The organism is Pseudomonas sp. GL_139_B, from assembly GCF_057834475.1.
In genome coordinates, this window is record NZ_CM174403.1 from 2993367 (window position 1) to 3017422 (window position 24056).

Here is a 24056-nt window from a genome sequence, read left to right on the forward strand (position 1 = left end):
CATTCCATCCATGCCCAGGCCAATGGACAGGCGCAAACGGACCCTCATCCGTGATGCTGCGGAGCGGGATCCGGTATCGGCATGCTCGGCGCATCCGCCAGCCCTGCATCGTGGTACCCGGAGTCAGTCGACTCCGGCGTTGCGGCTCCCGGGTGCAACGGGCTATCCGGTGGCGGTTGGTGATCCAGCGATAGCGCTGGATCTGTCTGGCTGAGATGGGCTGTATCCACGCCGCCGAGCTGCAGGTACTCCTCGACTGACGATTGCCCAGGATTATCTGCATGCTGGGCCGATGTGCTGTCGCTATGCGCATCGAGCCCTGCTGCCAAATGATTGGCATCGGTCTGGGCAAATTGCAGGTAAAGATCCACGGGTGAAGGCTGGGTGGTCGTAGCGTGCGTAGCATCGCCAGCACTTGCTTGCTGTGTCGTCACATCCGTAGCGTCCTGATGCACTGCTGCCGGGCTGTCAACTGTGTAGGCCGAGGGCACGACAGCCATATTGGCCATATGGCCCGACACGCTTGGTTCATCGTTGACAGCTGTCGCACTCATGACGCTCAGGTTGGGTGCATCATTGATGCCGGTCAGGGAGATGGTCACGTTGTGTGTGGTGCCATCGACACTACTGACCGAGAAGTGCTCAGCCAGTTGTTCACCTTCGGCTAATTGCTGCACGGTAGCCTGGTTGTTGTCGGCGCTGTAGTGCCAGGCACCGCTGGCATCGATGTCGAGCGAGCCGTAAGTGCCAACCAGCGCGTCCGCACCGCTATGCGCTACAAACGATGCTTCATTGTCGTCGGGGTCGCTGATGGTGAGCTGACCGTTGGTTTCCAGTAAATGGAGGCTATCGGTGAAGCCTTCTTTCTGGACGTGGCCGGTATCGACGCCAGTAATCACCGCTTCCTGGTTAGTGCCAGTGAGGTTGATGATCAGGTCCTGCGTCGCTGTCGCACCTTGACTGTCGGTGACGGTCATCGCAATGGTCAGAACCTGGGTCGCCCCTTCGGCGAGGTGCTGATACGCCGCATCGGCCGGGTCGAAGCTGTAGCTGCCATCGGCATTCAAGGTGAAGCCTGCCACGCTCGCGCTGCTGCTGTAGATCAGCGTGTCGCCGGTGTCGATATCGGTGCCGAGTAACTGGCCAGTGACCATGGCACCCTCTTCCACCGCGTTCTGCGCGGTGATGGCATTGAGTAGCGGCACATCATTGGTGCCGATCAGGGTCACGTTGACCTGGTGCTGGGTGCCGTCGACGCTGCTGATAGTGAAGTGGTCGCTGACCTGGGCACCCTCGCCCAGCTGTTGAATGGCCGTCTGGCTGTTGTCCGCCGTGTAGTGCCAGGCGCCGCTGGCATCCAGGGTCAGACTGCCATAGGTGCCCAGGAGCGGGCTGGTGCCCTCGTGCGCCACGAATTGAGCTTCGTCGCGGTCAGGGTCGCTGATGGTGAGCTGGCCCGCGGTTTCCAGTTGGCCGGAAACACTCTGATCCTCAATGAGGCTCCCGCTGTCCACCCCGGCGATCACGGCACCCTGGTTGGTACCGGTCAGCGTGATGGTCAGCGTTTGCGTGACGCTGCCGCCATGGTTGTCAGTGACTGTCAGCGGGATGCTCAGGGTCAGCGTCGCACCGGCGTTCAGGCTTTGATAGGCCGCGTTGCTCGGGTCGAAATGGTAGGTGCCATCGGGGTCGATGCTGAAACCGTCGACATTGGCATTACTGCTGTAAGTCAGCGTATCTCCGGTGTCGACGTCTGTCGCCGTGGCATGGCCGGTGATGGCAGCGTCGCCTTCGGTGACCGTGCGTGCAGTCAGCACGCTCATGACCGGCAGGTCGTTGCTGCCGGTGATGGTAATCACCAGGTTCTGCGTGGCTGTCGCACCTTGACTGTCGGTGACGATGATCGGAATGGTCAGTACCTGTGTAGCCCCTTCGGCGAGGTGCTGCCAGGCCGCATCGGATGGATCGAAGCTGTAGCTGCCATCGGCGTTCAAGGTGAAACCGGCCACGCTCGAAGTACTGCTGTAGATCAGCGTGTCGCCGGTGTCGATATCAGTGCCGAGCAACTGGCCAGTGACCATGGCACCGTCTTCAATCGCATTTTGCGCGGTGAGCACACTCAGCACCGGCACATCGTTGGTACCGTGCACCATAATGCTGATCTGGTACGGCGTACCGTCGGCGCTGGTCAGGCTGAGATTATCGGTCAGGGTCGCGCCTTGGCCCAGGTGTTGAATGGCATCCTGGGCGTTGTCCGCCGAGTAGCGCCAGGTGCCGTCACCGCGTAACTCCAGGGTGCCATAGGCGCCCTGGACGGTCTGCGCGTTGATAATGCCTTCGCCGCTATCGATGTCGGTCAGGTGGATCTGCCCGGAAATCACCAGTTGGCCATTGGTGGCATCCTGGTCCTCGGTGAGGTCGCCAGTGCGCTGCCCAGTGATGATGGCGGCATCGTTGGTGCCGTGGACGTCGATGGTAATGACCTGCGTGACTTCACCGCCATGTTGGTCTCTGCCGTGAGCAATGAAGGTCTCGCTAACGACTTGGCCATCCTTGAGCGCCTGCACCTGAGGTGAGTTGCCATTGAGCAGGTAGTTCCAGGTGCCATTGGCATACATCTCAAAATGGCCATACGCGCCAGCCGTGTTCATGCCAGTCCACTGCGTGATGTCGCCAGTATCCACGTCAGTGGTGGTCAATTGGCCATGACTGCTGGGCGTGGTGTCTTCCGTGGTGCTGCCGCGCACGTCGCCACCCACCACAGGCAGGTCGTTACTGCCGTGGATGGTAATGACTACGTCCTTGCCCACCGATACACCGTTGCCGTCGACGGCCGTGACATGGAATGTCTCGGTGAGACTGTCACCCGCGTTAAGTGCCTTGACAGCGGGGTTCAGCATATTGAGCGTGTAAACCCAGGCGCCATCGCTTGCGACCTCGAAATGGCCAAGGGCGCTGTCCACGGACTGCGGGTTGACCGTCGCGACGTCGCCGGCATCCGGATCGCTCGCGAGCAACTTGCCGCTGGTCTGGATGATGCTCTGATCGGTAACGGAACCTGTGGTAGCGCCGTTGATCACCGGCGCATCGTTAATTCCGCTCACCAGTAGACGGATCTGTTCCAGGGCCATATGACCGTTGCTGTCTCTGACCTGCACGGTAAAAGTGTCAGTGAGTTGCTGGCCCGCAGCCAGGCTTTTCAGTGCGGTGTTGGCATCAGCCTTATCGAGCTGATAGTGCCAACTGCCGTCCGGATCAATCGATAGTCTGCCAAATTGGCCTTGCGAGCTCGATACCAGGCTAAAGCTAAAGGTCTCGCTGATATCCGGATCGAGGACCGGGATTTTGCCAGCCAGTGTTTCCTTGCCGCCGGGTTCGGCGATGCCGTCAGTGACGCTGGGGATCATCGGGCCATCGGCCGTGCCGTACACGGTAATGACGACTTCACGTGAGCCGGTCCCGTTGTGATTGTCGGTGACATTCACCCAAAAGCGCTCGACGACGGACTCGCCGGCATTCAGGTACTGCGCCTTGGCATTGTCGAGGTGGTAGGTCCAGTCACCATTGTTGTCGATGCTGAAGTCGCCGAGTTGGCCTTTGCCATCCTGCACGCTCCAGGTCGTGCTGTCGCCGGTGTTCAGATCCTGCACCGCGAGACTGCCCTTGGCGGTGAGCTGTTGGTCCTCGATCGTCGTGCCCTGGAGCACGCCGACGATTTGTGGCGTGTCGTTGGTACCATTGATGGTCACCGTGAACTCAGTCAGCACGATGTTGCCGCTGGTGTCGACGCCTCTGACGGTAAAATACTCCTGGACTGACTGTCCTTCATTGAGCGCCTGGACCTGCGCCGCGTCGTTATGCAGGTTATAGACCCACGCTCCGTCGGGCCCCAGGGTAAGGACACCGAAAGTGCCGTCGACGGGCGTCACGTGCCAGGTGACTGGACTGCCGACGGGCGAAACGCCGGTCAGCTGGCCTGACGATATGAGTGAAACGTCCTCGGTCACGCTGACGCTGACTGACGGCAGGGTCAGCGGGGGCGTGTCGATATCACCGCCGTCACTGCCATCACCGCCGCCTGTGCCTGGATCGGGCGGTGCGTTGGGGGCTTGGGTGCCGACCACGCTGACATTGACGAAGCATTCCGTGCGAGCGCCCTGATTGTCAGTCAGTACCACACGAAAGCTATCCGTCGCCTGATCACCAGGCTGTAACGCCTTGGTGTCGGCGTCGTTGACGTCGAGCGTGTAGGTCCAACGACCATGGTCGTCGAGCGTCAGCGTACCGAACGTGCCTTGGCCATTAATGAGGCTCCAGGTGTTGGTGTCGCCCTGATCCGGGTCGTAGCCGACCAGCCGTCCGGATGCGGTGTGTGAGACGTATTCGAACACCACGCCGGTGGTGACGCCGCTGATGAGCGGCGCATCGTTGGTGCCATGCACCGTGATCGTGACCGGCTGGTAGGTGACGCCGCCGTTCTGGTCGTGCGCCGCAATGGTGAAGGTTTCTGTGACGGTCTGTCCTTCGGCGAGCGCCTGGACGTACGCCTGCGAGTCAAATAGCTGATAGGTCCACTGCCCATCGGTGTTCAAGGAGAATTGGCCGTAGGTGCCGGCGTAATGACTCTGCTCGAAGCTCGGCTGGTCGCCGCTGTCCACATCATGGGCGGTGAGGCACCCGGTGATGGTGCCCTGCTGGTCCTCGGTGATATCGCCACTGTCGACGCCACTGATAAACGGCGCATCGTTGTGGCCATGAACCGTGATGGTGATGTCCTTGAAGTCGGTCACCCCGTGCGGGTCGGTCACCTGGACGCGGAACGTCTCGGTTGCGCTCGCGCCCTCCCCCATGGCATCGACACTGGCCGAGCCCGTGTCCAGCTGGTAGGTCCAGACGCCCTGCGCATTGAGGGTCAGCGTACCGAGCTGGCCATGCGGGTCACCGACGATGCTCCAACTGGCGGTGTCACCGTTGTCCACATCGCCCGGCAGTAACTTACCGCTGACACGGGTGGTGATGTCCTCGGTCACCTCGCCGCTGCTGGTGCCACCAATGTGCGGGCCATCATTGGTGCCGTGCACTTGCACCTGGATAGTGGCGGAGCTGCGTTCGCCAGCCGCGTCAGTGATATTGACGAGGAAGCGATCGACGACCGTTGTCCCTTCGGCGAGTCGGTCCGCTTTGTCGTGATCGAGCGTGTAGGTCCAATGCCCGTTCTGATCGAGCGTCAGCGTGCCGTAGTTGCCCACACTCTGCCCGCTGTAACCATTGATCGACCAGGTCAACGTATCGCCGATGTCCGGGTCGCCACTGGCAATAGTGCCTTGGGCAGTGGTCGCGCCGATCAGGTCCTCGGTCACGTCCCCCGTGAGCGCCGGTGAATTGGGGTCGATGGCCGGGCCGTCATTGGTGCCGGTGACCTGAAGGGTGACCTGCTGATCGGCATAACCGCCGTGGTTGTCGGTAACGCGCACGACGAAGCTGTCTTGTGGCGTGTCGCCCGCCTGGATCGACTGTGAGCGAGCAACATCTAGGTGATACGTCCAATTGCCGTTCTGGTCGATGCTGAGCGTGCCATAAATACCTTGCGGCGTGAGCACTTGCCACGCCCCCAGTTTGTCGCCTGTGTCGATGTCGTGGAACGACAGCGCGCCGCTGGCGGTCATGGTCCTGTCTTCGACCACGCTACCCTGGTGAGCACCGCTGATGGTTGGATTGTCGTTGCTGCCGTTGACTTCGATCGAGATCACCTGATTGACCGGCGTGCCGGATGCATCGGTGCCACGAACGGTAAAGCTCTCGGTGTGGTGCTCGCCCACCGCCAGGGCTTGGGTGGCGGCGCGTGAGTTGTCGAGGCTGTAGTTCCAGGTTCCCGTCGAGATGTCGAACGCCAAGGTGCCGTAGGTACCACTGCCGTTGACCAGCGACCAGGAGAAGGTATCACCCGCGTCCGGATCAGCATGGGTCAGGGTGCCGGAAACCACATTTTGCGAGTCATCCTCTGTCACCGCACCGGTACTGTTGCCACTGATCACTGGCAGGTCGTTAGTCCCTGTGATGACGATGTCCACGGTCTGCTGCGAGGTGGCGCCGTGGTTGTCGGTGACGGTGGCAATGAAGCTTTCATGTACCTTCTGACCGGCCGCCAGGGCCTGGGTCGCAGCGCGACTATTGTCCAGGGTGTAAACCCAGCTACCACTTGCGGCGTCGAGGGCCAGGGTGCCGTAGCTGCCCTCGGTCGACGTCAGGCTCCAGGACAGACGGGCGTCGGAATCGACATCACTGGCCACCAGCAGTCCGCTGGTGGTGCGTACGGCGGCGTCTTCAGTGACCATACCGATGAGGACGGAGCTCGGGCCAATCTGCGGCGCATCGTTGGTGCCCAGCAGGGTGACAATAATCTGATGCGCCGTGCCATCAACGCTGTGCACGGTGAACGTGTCCGTCACTGTCGCGCCTTCGCTCAGTTTCTGCACGGCGGTCAGGTTGTTGTCGGCGCTGTAGTGCCAGGCGCCGCTGGCATCGATGGTCAGACTGCCATAGGTGCCCGCGAGGGCGCCGGTGCCAGTGTACGGCGTGAATATCGCCTCGCCTTTGTCCGGGTCGCTGATGATCAGTTGGCCGCCGGTTTCCAGCAGGTGACCGCTGGTGACCTGGTCTTCGGTGACGCGGCCGGTATCGACGCCAGCGATGGCCGCACCCTGGTTGGTGCCTGTCAGGGTGATGGTCAGAATTTTCGTCGCCGTGCCCCCGTGGTTGTCGGTCACTGTCAGCGGGATGTTCAGAATCTGCTTCGCACCGGCGTTCAGGCTTTGATAGGCCGCGTTGCTTGGGTCGAAATGGTAAGTGCCGTCCGGGTCGATGTTGAAGCCATCGACCGTGGCCGAAGTGCTATAGATGAGCACATCGCCGGTGTCGATATCGGTGGCAACGGCTTTGCCGGTGATCGCGACGCCACCTTCCGTGGCCGTGCGTGCGGTTAGCGCACTCATCACCGGCAGGTCGTTGGTGCCGGTAATGGTAATCACCAGGTTCTGCGTGGCCGTGGCGCCGTGGTTATCGGTCACCGTCACCGGGATAGTGAGGACCTGCTGTGCCCCTTCGGCCAAGTGTTGGTAAGCCGCATCGCCGGGATTAAAGCTGTAACTGCCGTTGGCATTGAGGGTGAATCCGGCAACGGTCGCTGTTGCGCTGTAGCTCAGCGTGTCGCCGGTGTCGATATCGGTCGCCGTGAATTGCCCGGTCACCTTGGCACCATCTTCCTGCGCGTTACGCGCGCTGATGGCGTTGAGTACCGGCACATCGTTGGTACCGTTCAACGTGATCGTCACGGTATGCGGGGTGCCGTCGACGCTCGTAATGGTGAAGTGTTCGGTCAGCGTGGCGCCCTGCCCCAGTTGCTGCACCGCCGCCTGGTTGTTGTCGGCGGTGTAGTGCCAGGCGCCGCTGGCGTCGATACTCAAACTGCCGTAGCTGCCGGTCAGTGCGGTGGCACCCGCGTGGTCGGTAAATACTGCTTGGTCGCTGTCCGGATCGCTGATGGTCAACTGGCCGGCCGCCTCCAACAGATGCGTGCCCGGAGAGTCGAAATCCTCGGTGAGACTGCCGATATCACGCCCGGCGATGACGGCACCCTGGTTGGTGCCGATCAGCGTAATGGTCAGAATCTGCGTCGCCGTACCGCCGTTGCCGTCGTTGACGCTCACCGGGATGTTCAGGGTCTGCGTGGCACCGTCAACCAAGTGCTGGTACGCGGCGTTCGACGGGTCGAACGAATAAGCGCCATTTGCGCTCAGGGTGAAGCCCGGAACCTGCGCTGAAGTGCTGAAGCTCAGGATGTCGCGAGTATCGACATCGCTGGCATTGAGCTGGCCGTTTACCACGGCACCGCCTTCTAAAACGCTCTGGGGCGGTACATTCAGCAGCACCGGATTGTCGTTGGTACCCTGCACACTGATGACGACATCCTGGAGGGCCGAAGCGCCATGTTCGTCGGTGACCAGTACACTGAAGCGCTCGCTGATCTGTTGCCCCTCCGCCAGACCTTGGGTGGCTGGACGACTATTGTCCAGGGTGTAGGTCCACTGGCCGCTGTCCTTGTCGATGGCCAACGAGCCATAAACACCAGACGCAGACACCAGGCTCCAGTTGAGCTGGCTGCCGATATCGACGTCACTGGCGATCAGCGCGCCGACTACCGTGTTCGCCGTGGCGTCCTCGGTGACCGCACCGGTGGTAATCGAACTCTGGCTGATCACCGGCACATCGTTGGTGCCGCTCAGGGTGATGGTCAGCATTTGAGTGGTGCTGCCGCCGTGATTGTCAGTGACCGTCAGCGGGATGTTAAGGGTCAGCGTCGCACCGGCGTTCAGGCTCTGATACGCCGCGTTGCTCGGGTCGAAATGGTAGGTGCCATCGGGGTCGATGCTGAAACCGTCGATATTGGCATTACTGCTGTAAGTCAGCATATCGCCGGTATCGATTTCGGTCGCCGTGGCATGGCCGGTTATGGCGGCGTCGTCTTCGGTGGCCGTGCGCGCGGTCAACACGCTCATCACCGGCAGATCGTTGCTGCCGGTGATGGCAATCACCAGGTTTTGCGTGGCGGTGGCGCCATGGCTGTCGGTGACCGTCACCGGGATCGTCAGGACCTGCTGGGTCCCTTCGGCCAGGTGTTGGTAAGCCGCATCGCCAGGGTTAAAGCTGTAACTGCCATCGGCGTTCAAGGTGAAGCCGGCCACGCTCGCGGTGCTGCTGTAGATCAGCGTGTCGCCGGTATCGACGTCGGTGCCGACGAGCTGCCCGGAAACCCTCACACCATCCTCGTCGGCACTTTGTGCGGCAATAGCATTGAGTACCGGCACATCATTGGTGCCAATCAGGGTCACGCTGATCTGGTGCTGAGTGCCGTCACTGCTGGTAACGGTAAAGTGGTCGCTGACCTGGGCGCCGTCGCCCAGCTGTTGAATGGCCGTCTGGCTGTTGTCCGCCGTGTAGTGCCAGGCGCCGCTGGCATCGAGGGTCAGACTGCCATAGGTACCCAAGAGCGGGCTGGTGCCGTCGTGCGCGACGAATTGAGCTTCGTCGCGGTCAGGGTCGCTGATGCTCAGCTGGCCCCCGGTTTCCAGTTGGCCGGTGGCACACTGATCCTCAATGACGCTGCCGCTATTCACCCCGGCGATCACCGCCCCTTGGTTGTTGCCAGTCAGGATGATGGTCAGCATCTGCGTTGCCGTGCCGCCATGATTGTCGGTCACCGTCAGCGGGATGCTCAGGGTCAGCGTCGCACCGGCGTTCAGGCTTTGATAGGCCGCGTTGCTCGGGTCGAAATGGTAGGTGCCATCGGGGTCGATACTGAAACCGTCGACAGTGGCCGACGTGCTGTAGGTGAGCTCGTCGCCAGTGTCGATGTCGGTCGCCGTGGCATAACCGGTGATGGCTGCGTCGCCTTCGGTGGCGTTCTCGCCCGCGAGCACGCTCATCACCGGCAGGTCGTTGCTGCCGGTAAGCGTGATGATCAGGTTCTGCGTCGCTGTAGCGCCGTGGCTGTCAGTCACCGTCACCGGGATCGTCAGGACCTGCTGGGCCCCTTCGGCCAGGTGTTGGTAAGCCGCATCGCCGGGGTTAAAGCTGTAGCTGCCGTCGGCGTTGAGGTTGAAGCCGGGGGTGATCGAGGCTGTGGCGTAGCTCAGCGTGTCGCCAGTATCCACGTCGGTACCGACAAGCTGGCCGTACACGACGGTGTCGTCTTCGGTGAGATTCTGCGCCGGGATCTGCAGTAGCACAGGGTTGTCATTGGTTCCGCGCACACTGATATCGATGTGCTGTTGCGCTACTGCGCCATGCTCATCGGTGACCAGCGCAGTGAAGTGTTCCGTGAACTGCTGCCCCTCTGCCAGGGCCTGGGTCGCTGAACGACTGTTGTCCAGGGTGTAAGTCCACTCGCCGCTGAGCGGGTCGATGGACAATGTACCGAAAGTTCCCGCTATCGGCTCCAGGCTCCAGCTGAGCTGGCTGCCGATATCGACGTCGTTGGCGACCAGCACACCCGTCACCGTGTTCTGCGTGACGTCCTCCAGGATCGATCCGCTGGTGATGGAGTCGTGACTAATAACCGGCATATCGTTGGTGCCGGTCAGGGTGACATCGATACTCTGCTGGGTGCCATCGATGCTGGTAATCGTGAAGTGATCGGTCAGCGTGTCGCCTTGCCCCAGTCGCCGCACAGCGGCCTGTTTGCTATCTGCTGCGTAATGCCAGGCACCGGACGCGTCGATGGTCAGCACCCCGTATTGGCCGGCCAGGGCATCGCTGGCGCTGTGGGGCGAGAACCGGGTTTCGCCGCTGTCTGGATCGCTGATGGTCAGCTGCCCGCCCGTTTCCAGCAGGTCCGTGCTGCTGGTGTTGTCATCGGAGACCGTACCGCTGACCGCACCACTGATGACGGCTCCCTGGTTAGTCCCGGTTACGATAATGACCAGATTTTGCGTGGCCGAACCACCGTGTTCGTCGGTGACTGTCAGCGGGATAACCAGCGTTTGCTGAGCCCCGGCGGGTAACGATCGATAGGTGCTGTGGGCCGGGTCGAAGCTGTAGCTGCCATCCGGATTGAGGGTGAAACCGTCGACCTCGGCAGCGGTGCCATAGGTCAAACTGTGGCCGGCATCCACGTCAGTGGCATTGAGTTGGCCCGTCAACAGCGCGTCGCCTTCAGCGGCTGTACGCGCAACGAGGGTGTTGAGCACTGGCAGGTCGTTGCTACCGGTGAGATTGATCACCAGGTTCTGCGTGGCGATGCCGCCATGGCCATCGCTGACCGTCACCGCAATGATCAGTTGCTGCGTGTCGCCTTCGGCCAGGTACTGGTAGGCGGCGTCGCTCGGATCGAAACGATAGCCGCCGTCCGCTGCCAGGATGAAGCCAGGTACATTGGCAGTGGTGCTGAAACTGAGCTGGTCGAGCGTGTCGACATCAGTCGCGGGGATTCTCCCCTGAATAATGCCGCCATCTTGCATTGCCTGGAGCGAGTCGATGCGGCCAATGACCGGGTCATCGTTGCGTCCGATGATGGTGATGGTCAGGCGCGCGGAGGATGTCGCACCGTGCTCGTCGATCACACTGGCGAGGAAAGACTCACTGGCCACTTCGCCCTCGGCGAGCCCCTGAGTCGCCCCTCGGTCGTTGTCGAGGTGATACTGCCACTGGCCGGTGGCCGCATCGAGTGTCAATTCACCGTATTGGCCGTGCACGGTGTCGACCTGCCAGTGCAACCTGGCGTCCACATCCGCGTCCACGGCCTCCAGCTGACCGCTGGCGAATGTTTGCCCGTCTTCGCGATTGCTGCCGATGAGTACCGAGCCCTGAGTGATTGCCGGACGGTCGTTGGTGCCTTGCAGGTCAATGCGAATCAGCAGATCGACGGGCGCCGAATGGCCCGAACTGGCGCGCACCAGAAATTCCTCGATGACATGCTCGCCTTCGTTGAGCCCCTGAAACGCCGGGCTGGTTTCGTTCGGGGTGTAAAGCCAGCTGCCGTCGGGCGCGACCTGCAACCGTCCGTACACGCCATCCGGCGCCAGCGCCTGCCATTGGACGGCCGCACCGGCCTCACCACCGCTTACACTAAGATGGCCGCTGATCTGGTGTTGGGTGTCCTCGATCACGCTGCCGGCGAGATCGCCTGCTGCCAACAATGGCGCCGAGCTGTCGTCGCGGCCCATTGCGTGCAGAGTAAGCAGAGCGAGCAATGCGCTGGCACCACCATCGATAGCCGCTAGATCGGTAGCCGGTAGCGCTGTTGAGCCCAGTTCACCTGCCACAAACGCCCTGCCAGGTGCCCAGGCGTCATCGACGACCCCCTGCGACGGTGTATTGCCACCGGCATCTGCATCGGCGGCGAAGCCAGCCGGGCTGGATGAAGGTGCAGCAACAACTGGCACCCTGTCCGGCTCGGGCAATGGCTGTTCGGCGCAGGCATCCGCCGGGGCACTGACATGCGCTTGCTCGGGGGCACCGCCGGCATGGGGCTGCTCGCCAGGTAGTGTTTCCCCTTGTTTGTCTTCGGTCCAACCCAGCGGGCTCTTTTCCTCAACCGAATCCTGCTTGCCCAGTGGCTGCTCATGCGCACGCAGGCGCTTGCCGGCTTCGTCCGGGCTCATCCCCGGGTGCGCGCCGAATGTCGAACCGTCAAAATTATTGGTCATGGTCGATTACCTTTGCACCTGCACCTGCACCTAGCGTTCGTGGAATGCCATGTCGACACCGAGGAAAACGGGCTTGGCCAAGTACTGGAACACCGACTTGCGGCCAGTGACGATATCCGCCTCACCTGTCATGCCGGGGATCAGTTGGCGGTTGGTGTCGTTCCCGACGAAGGCCTTGTCGAGCTGGACATCAACCTTGTAGTAAGTCGCGCCGGTTTGCTCCTGACGAAACGCCGATGGGGAGATGCGTTTGACCTTGCCCGGGACTGAACCGAAGCGGCTGAAATCGAAGGCATCGACCTTGACCAGTGTGTTTTGCCCGATCCGTACGAACCCGATATCGCGTGGCGAGACCAGTACTTCCATCACCACGCCGCCTTCGCTGGGCACCAACTCCGCCACCGTGCCGCCAGGTGCAATCACTGCGCCGGCTCGGGTATCGGGCAGTTGCTTGATAAAGCCGGCCACTGGCGCCACCACTTCGGTACGCTCCTGGCGGTCTTTGAGAGCAACGATCTCGGCATCCAGTTCTTGAATCTTCTCGATCAGTTCGCTGCGCTTGGCCCCAGCCTTCTGGTCGATCTCATCCAGCACCTGCTGCAGCGCCGCTTGGGCCACGGCGATGGTCTTTTGCAGCTCGGTGATACGCGATTGAAGCTGCGCAAGGTTGCGCTCGACCTCCGCCGCATGCTCTTGCGACTCAGCCATGCGCACAGCAGAAATAGCCCCCTTGGCGAAGCCATCCTGGTAGCGGGCCTGGACGCCAAGGGCCAGGCTCAATTGATTGCGCATCGTAGGCATTTCGCTCTGAGCGCCGGACAGGGCCGCCTTTTGCTGTTCCAGGACGGTGCGCTTGGAATCGGCGAGCGAGGAGTTGAGTGCCAGTTCGTTGGCAAAACGCTTGATCGCCTCCGCCACCAGCCCCGGCTGATCGGCGAAAGTGGAAAAATTCGGCTGACGAGACTCGATGACCGCTCCCCACAGCTCGAGATCGATCTGCAGGGCGGAGCGACGCACACCGACCTGATCGAGATCCTTCTGCACATCGGTGGTGGCAAACCGGGCGATGACCTGCCCCGCCTTGACATGCTCGTTCGACTCGACCAGCAGCTCAGTGAGGATGCCGCCCTCCTTCGATTGCACGAGCTGAATACGCGACACCGGCTGAACCTCTCCACGCGCCTTGGCCAGCTCATCAACCTGTGCGATCAGCGTCCAGAACAGGAACAGCACCACGAGGGCGACAATGGCCAACAGCATGCGGCGCAATTGCCGCGAACCGCGGCCATCGTTGAGCAGGTTGGCAATATTGGCACTGGCCCGGTCGTCGGCCCCGGTGATGCTAATGATTTTTGGAAGTGGGTCGATCTTAAGCATGAGTCGGTCCTTTCAAACTGTCCTGCGCCGCCGCTTTCTGGATCTGAAGGGCGACTGGCCCGATATGAATCAATTTGCCCTGATCGAGAATCACGATCTGGTCTGCGGTTTCGATCAGGTCCGCACGGTGCGTAGCAATCACCACGGTGCTGATGCCGCGCAGGTTGTCGAGCAGGCGCTTGAACATGCCGTCCAGCACCGGATCGCCATCGCGCAACGGGTCATCCAGCAACAGTAAGGGTGGATCGTCCAGGACGGCTTCGACCATTCCCACCACATGGCGTATACGCAGGGCATCGGGGTCTTCGCGCCAGGGATCGAGCTGCAGGCTCAGCGCCTCTTCTTCGGTCGTACAGCCGAGCAAACTCCACCAGGTTTCGCCCGCGACACGGGCGAAACAGGCAACGACTCGCTCGTCGCAGGCAGACGGATGGGACAGCTTGAGGAAGTCCCGCACCGACAATGGGAGGTTCTGCAGGGTCTGAGCATGAAAACCGACCCAGACGCGGTAATCCGCCGGGTCGAACTGGCGGATGTCCCGCCCATCGAGCACAACGCGGCCACTTTGTGGCATGCGCACGCCGGACAGGCACTGCAATAGAGTGCTTTTTCCCGCGCCGTTGGGCCCGACCACCACCACACGCTGGCCCGGCTGCAACTCGAAGCTGATGCCGTTAAGTGCGGGCTCCTGCTCGGCGGTATAGCGATAGTACAAATGGTCCACGGCGATACGAGGCGCCAACGGTTCGATCGGCGAATACATCTGCGGGTGCTGTGCCTCGCCAGCGGACTGCATCAGCCGCTCCAGTTGCAAGCGCGATTCTCTGATCTGGTTTATGCGCAGGCTGATAGAAAAGAATTGCTGGGCCGGGGTGGTGACGTGCCAGACCAGCATCATCGTGGCGATCAACCCGCCAGCCGTCATGCCTTGAGTCAGGACCAGAGCGATGCCGGCGGCCATGGTGCCAAGTACAGTGAACGTGCCCAACGCCTGGCCGATGCTCTGCACCAGCGCTTGGGCCAGGGCCAAATCACGATTGGCCTTTGCTGCCTGGCTGGACATGTCGCGCATGCGCCGCAACCAGTGGTGGTTGCCACTGATACCTTGAAGGGAGCGAAGCCGCTGGATACCGCTGGAGTACTCCTCCAGCAGTCGGTTGCCAATGCGGCTTGCGTGAACGGCCTTGCGCTGTACATATGGCTGTACCAACCAGGCCGCGAGCAAGAACAACAACAGTCCGATGATCGGCACAAAAACGATCCAGCCGCCCAGCAGCGCGATCACCACGATGAACACCAACACGAACGGATAGTCGACCAGCGCCACACCTCCAGCGCCGCTAAGGTACTGACGCACGCCTTCCAGCGAACGCATGCGGTTGAGGTTGTTGTTCAGGCCAAGTCGTGATGAGTACTCCAACGGCAAACCGAGGGTTTTGCGAAATGCCGCGCTGCCAATACTTGCGCCGGCCCATGCGCCCATGCGCGCAAGCAGCGCCGCGCGCCCAAGACGCAGCCCCCAACCACTGATGATGGCCATGATCGCCCCCAACCCCAATGTAGTCAGCGTGCCAGTGGCGCCACTGGGGATCACGGAGTTGTAGACGGTCATGGTGAACAACGACACGGACAATGCCAGGAGGTTAGTGACCAGGCTAATCAGCCCGATTCCGACCATCTCACGTTGAGCCTTCGCCATCAGCCGCGCAAACCAGTCGGGCTGCGGCGCGTCGATGGGGATGAACCCGGCTTTGCGCTGGATCATCAGAAACTCGGTGCCAGTCGACGGCTGCCAGCCCTCGACCGGGCTTTCTCCATCGTGCCACCAATCATGATTGTCAAGACGCCCGAGATAGAGCATGCAATGCTCATCGGTGATTGCCAGGGTGCCAACCGGCAGGCTTTCCATCAGGTTTTCCCGAATGCCGCGGGGCAAGTAATCGGAGCGAAAACCGATGTCTACCAACAGCGTGCGCAGGTCTTCTACGGTAAAACCGGCGCCCTGAGCCGGAAGGCTGGGCACCAGATTGCGCGGCGCACCGAACCAGTCCAGTGTCACCAGCAATGCGGGCAGGCAGCGAGCGAACGCCGAGGCACCGAGACGCGCCTCGCCGATCAGCGTGGCAATACGCTGCATCCGTGCGCGCTCACTCCAGAACACCTGCAGTCTGTCGTCCCTATCCGACAGCTCGGAGCTGATATTTTCACTCTGCATGCTGGTTACTCCTGCCAATGTGGATGCTGCGATCGCACGCTCCAATCATGATTGGCTTGTTGCTGGCCACCAGCACCGTGGGGCGACCACCCATATTTTGCAGTAATGCGGCAAGGCGTTTTTGTCCGTCCAGATCAAGGCCACTGCCAGCATGATCCAGCAACAAAATCTTGGGCTCACGCACCAGCGCCCGAATCAGCGCAATGCGCTGGTAAAACCCTTCATCGAACTGTTCGGCGCCCAAAGCACCTATTTCCGTTAACGCGCCACTGCGCAGACGACCGAGAAATGGCAACAGGCCTAATGCCTCCGCATAATCGCGTGCCCGCTCGTTGTAACGCGGGTCGAACAGGGTCAGGTTGTTGAGGATGGACCCTGCCACCAAAGCAGGATGACGCGGCACCAGGCTCACGCTGTGGCGCAGGTTGGCGGCTGAATACTCACGCACCGAATGACCGTCCAGGCGCACTTCCAGCCCCTGCTGCCGCCCGGTACCGGCCACCAGTGCCAGCAGTTTTGACGCGAGTGCCGCATCGCAGGCATCCAGATGAACCAGTTCGCCGGAGGCAATGTTGATAGTTAGCTCGGGGTTGTTCTCCCTGAGCAGTTCAATACAGCCTTGGGTGACCTTGAGCGATGTTCGGGCCTCGTCGTGCTTCTGCGGATACAGCACCGCATCGCCGACCGGCAGTTCAAGCAGGCGATGGACTTTCGCCAGCGCTTCCCGTGCCTGGGCCTTGCGCGCGAGGTAACCTAATCCGAGCATTGCCGGCCCGATGGAGCGACCGGCGAGCAATGTACAGGCGGTAAGTCCGCCAGTGCTGAGTTCGCCATTCATCACGTCGATCGCGCCAAAGATCACGATGAGTACCGTGGACAACTGGCCCAACAGTGCAGCGTTCTCGCGTACCCAGGCGACGAGCATTTCCAGGCGCGCCGACGCTTCCATGTAGCGTGCATTCATCGCGGCGTAGTTGCGGCTGAGACCGGGCTCGGCTCCGCGTGATTTGACCTCGGTCAGCCCGGCGAAGGACGCCCACAACAAGTTTCGGCGACGGCTATCGGCTGCCTCGACGCTGGCCAGGGTTAGCTCGGTGGCTGCCTTGACCAGCAACGTCATGCCCAGGGCGACCGCGAACAACACCAGCGGAATGAATGCCAGCCAGCCACCGATGTAAGCCACCAGGCCGATATAAACGGCGATGAACGGCACTTCGTACAGCGCCACCGTGGCATTGCCGGACCACTGGTCGCGCACCTGCGCCACCGAACGTATACCGTCGATCACGCTGGCGGTGCCCATACCCTCAACGACATTGATATCAGCCTTCAGCAGCCGGTCGAAAATACGCGTGGTTGTTTCGCTTTCGTATTGCGCGGCAATATGCGCAAACAGCGCAGTGCGGCCGTAACGCAGGATGGCTTCGAGGAGGATGGCAATACTGACACCGAGCACCAGGAACACCGCCGTGCCGTAGGATTGGCTTGGCAGAATGCGGTCATAAATCTGCAGCAACGCCAGCGGCAAGGCCAGGGCCAGCAGATGAATCACCAATGAGACTGCTGCTACGTCCAGTCGATGAGAGCAAGGGCTATCGTCGGCCACCACGGCGGGTTTTGGGGTTGAGCTGTTCAACGGGACTTTCTCGTGACGGGGTGTGTCGGTAAAGCAGTCGGGGGTGATCGCTTTGCCGCGCGAGGACGACGGGGAAAAGAGGGCGGCCCGTCGCTTCTGCTTGGTGCGTGCAGTAACGCACGCCCCCCACACAGTTGCTCTGAAATGGGCTGAACCGTATCAGCCGGGCGCTGAAAAACGCTGAAAACTTCTGAACCACGCGCTTTTGACGTTATGAAGTGCGTATGGCCTCATGTTTCTATCAGCTCATGGCTTCTGTTCCATAAGCCTGCAGGGCCACGCTCAGAAAGACCTGTGCTCGCTCGAACTCGTAACGTTTCACAGCACCCTCCAGTGGCTGGAACCTGTTCGCAAACGCACCGCGCAGTACGCCCGCCTGTGTAGCGAAATAGGGCACGGCCTGCGCATCAAAGTCATTCAGCAGCTCATCCAGATGTCGGCAAATCTGCTGCAACTCGACGGCGTCGACCGCGATGGGGTCTGCCTCGACCACACCGGGCAACTTCTCGCGTAATTGCCCCAGCAGGGCCTCCAAAGGCTCGGTCAAGTCTTCCAGGCAGACCTGCAACTCATCGTGAGGTCTCTTTGCACGCAACGCCTGCTCCAATGCATCTGCCGCCTGCGCGACGGTGTCGGCACCGATGGTCGCTGACACCCCCTTGCAGCTATGGGCCAACAGCTCGGCCTTCTCTAACTCGCCCACCGCCAGCGCCGCGCGCAGCTGCGACAACAAGGGGCTCTGGCCGGCCAGGTAGCTGCGCAACAAGTCCAGATACAGGTTGTGCTTGCCCAGCACCCGGCGTAGCCCGGCAGTCACGTCCACGCCACTGAAATCCAAGTCGGCATCGGGCGTGATAGCGTTAGTTTGGATGCCAACAGCCTCTGGCGCTACGCCGGTTGGCTCGATCCAGCGCAGCAGCGCATGGAACAGTGCGTCTGGGTCGATCGGTTTGACGACAATATCCACCATGCCCGCCTCCATGCAGCGTTCGCGATCGGGCAGCATGGCGTTGGCGGTCATGGCAACGATGGGCAGATCACGCTTGCCGGGCAAGGCACGAATGGCCCGCGTCGCGCTCACGCCATCGAGGACGGGCATCTGCATGTCCATCAGCACCAAGTCGTAGTCGCCCGTTTGGACCCGGTTGACGGCAATTTGCCCATTGCCAGCGATATCGACCAGTAAACCGGCATCACGCAGCAGTTCGCTCGCCAACTGCTGGTTCAACGCGTTGTCTTCAACCAACAGTAACCGCGCACCGACAATCGTCTCCAGCCTCCGGTTGCTGTTCGGGGTTGGGCATTGCAGTTTTTGGTGCGCAGTTGACGCGATACCAACCCGAGCGGTAAACCAAAAGGTCGAGCCCTGACCGAAGACGCTGTCCACGCCGACCGTGCCGCCCATCAGTTCGGCCAGTTTCTTGGCAATCGCCAGGCCCAGGCCGGTGCCGCCGTATTGGCGGGTCGTCGAGGTGTCCGCTTGCTGGAAGCTTTGGAACAGACGCCCCATTTGCTCTTCGGACACGCCGATGCCGGTGTCCTTGACCGGAAAATACAGCCGCGCCTCGGACTCGCGGCACTCCTGCAGACGAACCACGATGGTGATCTGGCCCTGTTCGGTGAACTTGACCGCGTTGCTGACGAAATTGATCAGCACTTGCCCCAAACGCAGCGGGTCGCCCATCAACGTGGTCGGGACGTCGCCGCCCACATCGAGGATCAATTCCAGGTTGCGCTGCCCGGCCCGCGTACCGACCAGGTTCACAACGTTGTCGAGCAACTTTTCAAGGGTGAACTCGGTCTGTTCGACATTCAGCATGCCGGATTCGATCTTGGAAAAGTCGAGCACGTCGTTGATGATGCCCAGCAAATGCTTGCCGGACTGCTGGATCTTGTCGATGTAGTCTCGCTGGCGCGGGTTCAATTCGGTCTTCAGCGCCAGGTAGCTCATGCCGATGATCACGTTCATCGGTGTGCGAATCTCATGGCTTATGTTGGCCACAAAGTCGCTTTTGTGTTGACCGGCGATTTGCAGTTGGCGATTCTTTTCCTGGATTTCAATGAAAAGACAACGCAACTGTTCACTGGCCTTGGTCGTCGTATCGATCAGCGTCCTCAATTTATCGGCCATCACCCGTACACGGCCCAGGGCGCTACTGTGAGGCGCATCGCGAATCGACACCTCCAGATTGCCGGTAGCCAGCTCATTCAATACACGAGTGAGCTCGGCGGGAGCGCCGCCCAACAGCTCCAGGATCTGCCTGCGACCAAAGTAAATCAGCAAGCCAAACTCACCAATCAGCATCAGCAAAATGGCCACGAACAAATTCTGCGCAACATTGAGCTTGTTGTTCGCCAGGTTCACTTCCTGCGCGGTGCGAGCATCCATTAACTCATAAAAATCATCCACCGGCGCCATGACTCGTGCCTTGTAGGCATGGTATTGCGGGCTGTGCAGCAGTGTGCGGGCCAGGACGGGATCGGGTTCGGCATTTACCGTGTAGTTGCCTTGGGCATCAGCATACCGGCCCTTGACCGCGTTCATCGCTTCGACTTCGAGTTCGGTCAGATTGTCGGAATTGGCCTTCGCCTCTCTTAGCTTGTCAAACTCCTCATCCGAAAACCCCACTTGCTTCATCAGCGTTTGCAACGCTGCCGGTTCCCCATCGGGACGAGGTTGCGCATTGCCCCCTGCAACAAAATCCCAGTAAATACGGTGATAGTCTTTCGGACGCGGGGCTTTGCCCTTGCGAATATCAATGACCTTCAGGTACTCGCGTTCATACTCCGGATTCGCCGTCACCACGTACGTACGTGCCAGGCGCGTCAAATCATCGGAACTGCGACGCAGTTCATCGGCAAGTAAATAAGACTGGTAGCGCCGCTCGCTGATCTCATGCGCATCGTGCGCTGCTTGTTTGATGTCGATGAAGGAATAAAGCAGACCTGCGAACGTTGCAACTTTCGCGACCATCAAACAATGGATAATTTTCGGACGGTTGGCAGCTTTCACTTTTATAGTTTTCCTGACGCTACCACGCGGGCATTACCTTATAAGCAAGACAGGGAATAGGGCTATGCCCATAGTCTCTGCCAAGAGACCGCAGTAATACACACCATCGACAGGCCTGCTCTGAAATTTGCAGAGCCACTGCCCACTGGACGCTGAAAAACGCTGAAAACTTCTGAACCCGTCCTTGTAGCGCACTGAAACACTGCCCCGCTTACGTCGGCACTACTGATTAAGCAGTAGATTCGCTACCATGTGGGTTATACGAAACCTGAAGCTTTACCCCTTTGGAGCACCTAATGCCTAGTCAAAAGGACATCGCAGCCGTCAGCGCCGCACCGGTGATTCCTGACCAGCGCCGAGAGCTTATTTTGCGACAATTGCGCAAACACCAAGTGCTGAGCGTTCACCAGTTGATGGAGATGTTCGACTGCTCGCACATGACGGTACGGCGCGATATCGCCCTGCTTGAGCAGGAAGGACGCGCCTATTCGGTGACCGGTGGGGTACGTATTGCCAGCCAACTGCACAGCGAACCGAGCCATCAACTCAAGGCGGTGGTCGAGTTACCGCAAAAGCAAGCCATGGCGAAGCTCGCGGTCCGATTACTGCGTCCGGATATGACGATCTATCTGGATGCCGGGACTAGCACGCTGGAGATCGTTCCGTACATAAAAGCGCTGTCTGGCATGACCGTGGTGACCAACGATTTTGGCGTGGTGCAGTCCTTGCTGGACGCGCCGCAGGTGACGGTGATCCACACGGGTGGACAGCTTGATCACTCCAATCATTCCTGTGTCGGCGGACTCGCCGTTGCCACCTTGCGTCAGGTCGTCACGGACATCGCGTTCATTTCCACCAGTTCCTGGGATCTACGTCGCGGCATCACCACGCCTTCTGCGTTGAAGGTCGAAGTCAAGCAAGTGGCGATGCAGTCGGCTTCACAGGTGGTACTGATTGCCAGTAGCTCGAAGTACGGCACATTCAGCATGTACAAGATCGCGGGGCTGGAGCAGTTCGACATCATCATCAGTGACGATGCCCTGGCTCCGGCTGCGGCAGACGGGATTCGCAAACACGGTGTCGAATTGATGTTGCCCGCAGATCAGCAACAGACCTGAAAAAGAAGGGCTCCGGTACCGCCCGGAGCCTCCCCCGCTGACATTGCCTCCAGGCAACGCAGCGGCAATTGAACATCGAAGGTCAGAGCGCCTTCCAGTCCCGCAACCACTGCAGCCCCGCCGAGGTATCACCCTTGGGGCGGTACTCGCAGCCGACCCAGCCGTCGTAGCCCAACTGATCCATCAGGTCAAACAGGTAGGGATAGTTCAGTTCCCCCAGGTTTGGCTCATGACGATCAGGCACACCGGCGATCTGAATGTGGCCGATCCCGTCAAAGTCACGACGAAGCTTGGTGGCCAAATCCCCTTCCACGATCTGACAGTGATAACAGTCAAATTGCACTTTCAGATTGCTGGCGCCGACTTCCTTGCAGATAGCCTGTGCCTGATCCTGACGGTTGAGGAAAAACCCCGGCATGTCTCGTGTATTGATCGGTTCCAGCAACACCGTGACGCCCGCCTGACTTGCCTTGGCCGCAGCGTAGGCGAGGTTTTCCAGATACACGGCATGGTGACGCGGACGGTCGTTTTCCGAGGGTAACAAGCCAGCCATCACATGAATACGTGTGTTGCCAAGTGCGTTGGCGTATTCCAGCGCGCGGTCAAAGCCCCCGCGGAATTCAACTTCGCGGCCGGGTAATGTCGCAATGCCCCGCTCCCCCGCCGCCCAGTCACCGGGCGGCGCGTTAAACAGCGCCTGTACCAGGCCGTTGTCGCTCAGTCGCTGCTTGAGCTCCTGCGCGCTGTATTCGTAGGGGAACAGATATTCCACCGCTTCGAAACCGTCGGCTGCCGCCGCCGCGAAGCGATCCAGAAACTGATGTTCCGGGTAAAGCATACTGAGGTTGGCAGCAAATCGAGGCATGTTAACTCCTTGAAAAATGGGTCAGACAAAAGGCCAGATCAACAGCGTGATGCAAAAGCCGAGCGTTCCGAGCAAGGTCGTGATCACTGTCCAGGTACGCAAGCCGTCAGCAACGTTCAGTCCGGCCAGTTTGGTGAAAATCCAGTAACCGGCATCGTTAATGTGCGACATGGCCAACCCGCCACCACCCATTGCAAGGCAGAGCAGTGCCATATGATTCGGGGTCAGGTTAAGCGTAGCGATCAGCGGACTGATGATACCCGCGGTGGTGACCAAGGCGACGGTGGTAGAACCCTGCACTGCGCGCAGCAACATGGTCAGTAAAAACCCCAGCGCCAGCACTGGCAACCCGGTGGTACGTAACAGATCAGAAACCACTGCACCTATGCCGGTGTCCACCAACACTTTGCCGAACACGCCGCCGGCACCGGCAATCAGGATCACCATGGCCACGCCGGGCAACGCCGAACCGATGACATCGGATACTTGAGTGCGGCTCCAGCCACGACGAGTACCGAGTAGCCAGGCACACAACAAAGTATCCAGCAACAGCGCCACCAGCGGTGCACCGAGCACGGTCATCACTGCGCGAATAGTCGATTCGGGCGGCAATAATGAGGTGGATAACGTCCCCAGGAGAATCAGAATGATCGGCAACAGGATCAAACTTATGATCAGAGCGAAACCGGGAGCCGGTGCGGGTGGCAGCTTGGAAACAATACTGCTGGTGGATTCCTCCAGTCCGATGTGAGCCACTGCAGCAGCGGCTCGTTCGGTGTTGGTTCCATTACCGTTCGTCCAAGCCAACAGGTCTTCGTTGGTCACATGAGGGCCATAGACTTCAGCACGGATATCATCGGTCATCGGGTAAAAACGACGCGTCATGCGCCCCGCCACCCGATAGCCGACGTAGCACAGGAATGCCGTGATTGGCAGGCCGAACATCAGCACTCGACCGAGGTCGGCACCCAATTGACTCGCAGCAGCCACGGCCCCCGGATGGGGTGGCAAGAAGGCATGCACGGTGAGCAAAGCCGCACACATCGGCAAGGCAAACATCAGCAGCGGCTTACGCGCTCTACGTGCGACACCATAGGCCAGCGGCATGAGGATGATCACGCCGACCTCGAAGAACACCGGCACACCGATGATAAAACCGGCAACCGTCAACGCCAGCGGCGTACGGCGATTACCAAATCGCTCGATCAAGCTCTTTGCCAAGGCTTCGGCACCGCCGGAGAGTTCGATGATCCGTCCGATCATCGCGCCCAGAGCAATGATGATCGCGATGTGACCGAGGGTCTTGCCCATCCCGCCTTCAATGGTCGCAACCAGATCAGCCGGCTTCACCCCGGCGACCAATGCCACCAGAATACTCACCAGCATCAAGGCCACGAACGGCTGGAACTTGTACTTGAGCACCAGGAACAGCAAGAGCGCGATCCCGACCCCAGCGGTTACCATCAAAAGGAGCGGGCTCATACCAGACGCCCCCCTTGTCGTACAACGGAGAGTCGGTTACCACTGAAAATATGCGAAGTGCGGTCAGTGTGTGTCATGCAGATAAGTCCTATTGTTATTGTTTTTCAGGCAAGCCTGTTTCCTCAGGAGTCGTACTGCATCTCCCGG

The 24056-nt window shown here is 60.3% G+C and carries 8 protein-coding genes; 1 reads left to right on the forward strand and 7 read right to left on the reverse strand.

The window, feature by feature from the left end; all coding sequences use genetic code 11:
* Positions 1–44: 44 nt before the first annotated feature.
* The 5 genes from AC3ISI_RS13725 to AC3ISI_RS13745 all read right to left on the reverse strand — a co-directional run bounded on the left by AC3ISI_RS13725 (position 45) and on the right by AC3ISI_RS13745 (position 20444).
* Positions 45–12203, reverse strand: coding sequence for a VCBS domain-containing protein (locus AC3ISI_RS13725; RefSeq protein ID WP_489337447.1), 12159 nt, complete (start codon positions 12201–12203; stop codon positions 45–47).
* A 30-nt stretch (positions 12204–12233) separates the two neighbouring features.
* Complete coding sequence (locus AC3ISI_RS13730; protein WP_489337448.1) at positions 12234–13580, reverse strand: HlyD family type I secretion periplasmic adaptor subunit; 1347 nt, start codon at positions 13578–13580, stop codon at positions 12234–12236.
* Positions 13573–15795 (reverse strand): ATP-binding cassette domain-containing protein, encoded by a 2223-nt coding sequence (locus tag AC3ISI_RS13735; RefSeq protein ID WP_489337449.1) that lies wholly within the window; start codon positions 15793–15795, stop codon positions 13573–13575. Before AC3ISI_RS13735 ends, AC3ISI_RS13730 begins: the two co-directional genes overlap by 8 nt.
* The gene (locus tag AC3ISI_RS13740; protein WP_489337450.1) at positions 15785–17431 is read right to left on the reverse strand and encodes an ABC transporter transmembrane domain-containing protein; all 1647 of its coding nucleotides are present in this window, start codon (positions 17429–17431) and stop codon (positions 15785–15787) included. Before AC3ISI_RS13740 ends, AC3ISI_RS13735 begins: the two co-directional genes overlap by 11 nt.
* Before the next feature lie 241 nt (positions 17432–17672).
* Positions 17673–20444: a hybrid sensor histidine kinase/response regulator gene (locus AC3ISI_RS13745; RefSeq protein WP_489337451.1), complete on the reverse strand. Its 2772-nt coding sequence runs from the start codon at positions 20442–20444 to the stop codon at positions 17673–17675.
* 296 nt (positions 20445–20740) lie between these two features.
* Here AC3ISI_RS13745 and AC3ISI_RS13750 point away from each other — a divergent pair, with 296 nt between their 5' ends.
* Positions 20741–21562 (forward strand): DeoR/GlpR family DNA-binding transcription regulator, encoded by an 822-nt coding sequence (locus tag AC3ISI_RS13750; protein ID WP_489337452.1) that lies wholly within the window; start codon positions 20741–20743, stop codon positions 21560–21562.
* A gap of 82 nt (positions 21563–21644) precedes the next feature.
* Here AC3ISI_RS13750 and otnI read toward each other — a convergent pair whose 3' ends face one another.
* Both otnI and AC3ISI_RS13760 read right to left on the reverse strand, forming a co-directional pair.
* Positions 21645–22427: a 2-oxo-tetronate isomerase gene (gene otnI, locus AC3ISI_RS13755; protein WP_489337453.1), complete on the reverse strand. Its 783-nt coding sequence runs from the start codon at positions 22425–22427 to the stop codon at positions 21645–21647.
* Between the two features lie 21 nt (positions 22428–22448).
* The gene (locus AC3ISI_RS13760) at positions 22449–23909 is read right to left on the reverse strand and encodes a GntT/GntP/DsdX family permease (protein ID WP_489337454.1); all 1461 of its coding nucleotides are present in this window, start codon (positions 23907–23909) and stop codon (positions 22449–22451) included.
* Positions 23910–24056: the final 147 nt, after the last annotated feature.

Excerpts from the sequence above, each read along its gene's own strand:
- AC3ISI_RS13725 (WP_489337447.1), bottom strand. The coding sequence starts at position 12,203 with ATGACCAATAATTTTGACGGTTCGACATTCGGCGCGCACCCGGGGATG.
- AC3ISI_RS13730 (WP_489337448.1), bottom strand. The coding sequence starts at position 13,580 with ATGCTTAAGATCGACCCACTTCCAAAAATCATTAGCATCACCGGGGCC.
- AC3ISI_RS13735 (WP_489337449.1), bottom strand. The coding sequence starts at position 15,795 with ATGCAGAGTGAAAATATCAGCTCCGAGCTGTCGGATAGGGACGACAGA.
- AC3ISI_RS13750 (WP_489337452.1), top strand. The coding sequence starts at position 20,741 with ATGCCTAGTCAAAAGGACATCGCAGCCGTCAGCGCCGCACCGGTGATT.
- otnI (WP_489337453.1), bottom strand. The coding sequence starts at position 22,427 with ATGCCTCGATTTGCTGCCAACCTCAGTATGCTTTACCCGGAACATCAG.
- AC3ISI_RS13760 (WP_489337454.1), bottom strand. The coding sequence starts at position 23,909 with ATGAGCCCGCTCCTTTTGATGGTAACCGCTGGGGTCGGGATCGCGCTC.